At 68.0% G+C, this 3,738-nt stretch carries 3 protein-coding genes and 1 pseudogene; all 4 read right to left on the reverse strand.

Annotated features, from left to right (window positions below; genetic code table 11):
• A pseudogene (locus WBV89_RS21430) lies at nt 1-411 on the reverse strand (hypothetical protein); the annotation flags it as partial.
• Between the two features lie 103 nt (nt 412-514).
• Nucleotides 515-1,303 (reverse strand): class II aldolase/adducin family protein, encoded by a 789-nt coding sequence (locus WBV89_RS21435; RefSeq protein ID WP_423983363.1) that lies wholly within the window; start codon nt 1,301-1,303, stop codon nt 515-517.
• Between the two features lie 105 nt (nt 1,304-1,408).
• Nucleotides 1,409-2,191 carry an enoyl-CoA hydratase/isomerase family protein gene (locus WBV89_RS21440; RefSeq protein WP_423983364.1) on the reverse strand — a complete coding sequence of 261 codons (783 nt, stop codon included), beginning with the start codon at nt 2,189-2,191 and terminating at the stop codon, nt 1,409-1,411.
• A 109-nt stretch (nt 2,192-2,300) separates the two neighbouring features.
• Nucleotides 2,301-3,662, reverse strand: coding sequence for a cobyric acid synthase (locus tag WBV89_RS21445; RefSeq protein WP_423983365.1), 1,362 nt, complete (start codon nt 3,660-3,662; stop codon nt 2,301-2,303).
• Nucleotides 3,663-3,738: the final 76 nt, after the last annotated feature.

Below are 3,738 nucleotides of genomic sequence, written 5' to 3' on the forward strand. Positions count from 1 at the left end.
CAGGAACACCACACCCACCGTCACGACGATCGCCCCGATCCACCCGGCCGGTGCGAGCGCCGTGCCGAATCCGATGGCACCGAGTGCAGCGAGGATCAACACCTCGGACTTGCTGTAGACGGTTCCGACCGCGAAGTCGCGCACCTTGAACGACGCGAGCAGCGCAACCGTCCCGAGGATCTGGGCGACACCGGCGCCGGCGATGATCGGCCAGAAGATCGACGGGATCGACGGCACGTCCTGGCCGACGAGGACGAACACCACGATGCTCGCCAGGACCGCGAGCGGCGCCCCGTAGGCGAAGCGCACGTACCCGGCCGCGCCGGTCGACAGCACGCCACGGAGTTCGTGTTGCCGCGACGTCCGCAGGATCTGGAAGAGCGCCGCCGCCAGCGTGATCGGAACCCACATGAAGATCCCGGTCTATCCGCACGCGGCCCCGTGCGCTCGCTGGTTCTGGACCCCGGTTGCGGGACCCGGGTTGCGGGACCCGGGTTGTCGAGGCCCGACCGGGTCAGTCGACGACGCTCGGGTCCGAGACCAGGCTGCGCTGCAGCCACTGGAACACACGCCAGCCGGAGATCTCGGGTGCGAGCGTGCTTGCGGCGATCTCCGCGGCTTCGTCGCTGATCGCCCGTCCGTCGGGCGCCTTGACGTGGACCTCGGCGACCCGTTCTGCCATGACGAACCAGGCGACGGCGGCTTCGACGGTCCTGCCGACGGTCAACGGTCCGTGATTCCGGAGGATGCAGAGCTTCGCGTCGCCGAGGGCCGCCGCGATCCGCTTGCCACCGTCGACCGACAGGACCTCGACCTCTTCGTCGTCGAAGATCGACTGGTCGAGCACGAACGCGCACGATTCCTGGCTGAGCGCACGGAACGGTTCGACGTTGGCCGACCACGGCGTTCCGAACTGGGTGTGCGTGTGCGCGGCCGAGACCGCATCCGGTCGGGCGGCAAGGATTGGTGCGTGGATGTTGTAGCCGGCGGTGTTGACGGCACCGGTCGGGTTGCCCTCGGCGTCCTTCACCTCACCGTCGGGTCCGACGAGCACGAGTCGTCCCACGGTCGCCTCCCCGAACGGAACGCCCCAATCGAGCAACCAGAAGTGATCGGTGAACTCCGGGTCACGAGCCGAGATGTGACCGTCTCCCAGCTGACCCCACCGCTGAGCGGCGAAGATTCGATACCCGATGGCGCACATCCGTTTCCTGTGGGCGCGCTCGGCGTCGATCGATCGGACCGTTCCGTACGGCTCGACGCCGTCGAAGGGCGGATACTCACTCTCGTCGATCTCGTCCATGCCCTCGACTCTACGATCCGAGCGGCTGCCACGTGGTCGCGGAAGACGCCTGCCCGTGCCAGGGAACCGTCTCCCAGGGGAACAGACTCCAAACGGTCGTGGACGTCAGGTGCCGGTGAATCGTGGCGGGCGCTTCTCGAGGAAGCTCTTCACGCCTTCACGATGATCGTTCGTCTGGAACAGCTCGCCGAGGTTGGTCGAGACCCACGCGCCGAGGTCGTTCCAGTCGGGGTCGACCGCGCGTCGCAACCCGCGCTTGAGCGCCTGCACAGCGAGCGGAGGGTTCGCCGCGATGCGCGCCGCCAGTCCCATGGCGGTCGGGAGGAGTTCCTCATGAGCGACGACGCGTCCGACGAGGCCGATCCGCAGCGCCTCCTCGGCGCCGATGACGTCGCCCGTGAGCAGCAACTCGGCCGCCTTCTCCCGCCCGACAAGTGCGGCGAGCCGGCCGATTCCACCGACGTCGCTGACCAACCCACGCAACACGAACAGCTCACCGAACTTCGCCTTCTCCGACGCCACCCGGATGTCGGCGAACATCGCCAACTCCATCCCCCACCCGACCGCCGCACCGTTCACCGCGGCGATCACCGGGATGTCGGTGTGCAGCAACGCATCGGCCGCCGGGGTGAGCCGCGGCGTTCGTCCGACGTCCGGCGGTGGGGTGTCGCCTCCTCCCATGATCTGCTTGACGTCATCGCCCGAGCAGAACGCCGGATCGATTCCGGTCACGACCAGACATCGTGCCGTCGTGTCGCGCACCGCCGCTTCGAGCGCTGCATACGCCGACCAGTTCAGGGCGTTGCGTGCGCCGGGCCGGTTGATCGTGATCACACCGACGTGATCGTGCTCGTCGTACAGGACCTCGTCGTCGGACTGCTCGGTCATCGCGCCGACGTTAGGTGTCCGATGCGTCGACATGTGCGCCGGAGCGATCGCCGAACCGAGCGGACGCGGCACGTGAAGAAGCGGGCGGACGAAACGGGCGGACGACGATTCAGAGAATCGATTGCAGCCAGGTCGTGTCGAGGTGCTGGTCGATCGTGTCGGCGAGCAGCTCGAAGGTGTCGTCCAACACGGGGGTGACATCGACGGCGAGCAGCCGCCGCAGGAACTCCGGATGTTCGAACAGGCCGTGCACCGTCGTCGCCGTGACGCGTCCGTCGCTGATGTAGCGACGGCCGTCCGTCAGCTCGCCATAGCGGATCTCGTATCCCGAGAACCGCGCGCCGAGCGCGTCGACCTCGACCAGCGCGGTGGTCTTCGTCGAGCCCAGCACGGTGGTGTGATCCAGCAGACCGAGACCATCGCAGCGCAGCGGACGGCCGCCCTCGACGCCGTGTCGGTCGTCGATCGACCTTCCGAGCATCATCGCTCCGCCGCACACGCCGACGCAACGGACACCACGGTCGACGGCTCCGATCACGGCGTCGTCGATGCCGCGCCCACGGATCCAATCGAGGTCGGCGACGACGTGTTTCGATCCGGGAAGGACGATCAGGTCGGTCGTCGGTTCGAGTCCGTCGAAGTCCGAGCCGGCGGTCGCCCACCGGATCGATGCGACCGTGGACAGCAGTTGGAACTCGTCGAGGTTCGAACCGTACGGAAGGCGCGGGATCACCACCCGCGGCGCTCCGGCGGGTGCGGTCGACCGCTCGACTCCGCCCTCCTCGCGCGGGAGCTGATGGGACACCATCGGGACCACCCCGGCGAGCGTCATGCCGGTCAGTTCGGTCAGCCGCTCGGGACCCGGTGCGAGCAGGTCGGCGTCGCCTCGGAAGCGGTTCAGGACGTATCCGTCGAGCCGTTCGCGGGTGGTGTCGGGCACCAGCGCCCACGTGCCGTAGAGATGAGCGAACGAGCCACCCCGGTCGATGTCGGACACCAGGAGTCCGACGGCGTCGGCGTGCTCGATCATCCGGTTGTTCACCTGGTCGCGCAAGTTGATCTCGGCGGGGCTGCCCGCACCCTCGATGATCACCAGCTCGTGCTCGGCCACGAGTTCGTCGAACGATTCCGACATCGGGGTCCACAGTGCGTCGTGACGCTGTGACCACGCCGTCTCGGACAACCCGCGGTCCACCCTCCCGCGCACGACCACCTGGCTCTGGGTGTCGGCCTCGGGCTTGAGTAGCACCGGGTTCATCCGCACATCTGGTTCGACGCCCGCGGCCTTCGCCTGCAACCACTGGGCGACGCCGATCTCTCCGCCGGCCACGACGCGCGCGTTGTTCGACATGTTCTGCGCCTTGAACGGCGCGACATCGACGCCGGCGCGCGCGAACCACCGACACAGTGCGGTGACCAACAGCGACTTCCCCGCGTCGGACGTACAGCCGAGCACCATCAACGGCTTCATCCCACTCCCCCCTGACACGCGACAGAGCGACCGCCAGCAGAACCGTCGGACCGACCAGCGGGCCGCGCGCCACGAT

It is taken from the genome of Ilumatobacter sp., from assembly GCF_049588435.1.
GTDB lineage: Bacteria > Actinomycetota > Acidimicrobiia > Acidimicrobiales > Ilumatobacteraceae > Ilumatobacter_A.

Bases quoted from the DNA above. Each gene is read 5' to 3' on its own strand.
- WBV89_RS21445 (WP_423983365.1), bottom strand. From the start codon at position 3,662: ATGAAGCCGTTGATGGTGCTCGGCTGTACGTCCGACGCGGGGAAGTCG.
- WBV89_RS21440 (WP_423983364.1), bottom strand. From the start codon at position 2,191: ATGACCGAGCAGTCCGACGACGAGGTCCTGTACGACGAGCACGATCAC.
- WBV89_RS21435 (WP_423983363.1), bottom strand. From the start codon at position 1,303: ATGGACGAGATCGACGAGAGTGAGTATCCGCCCTTCGACGGCGTCGAG.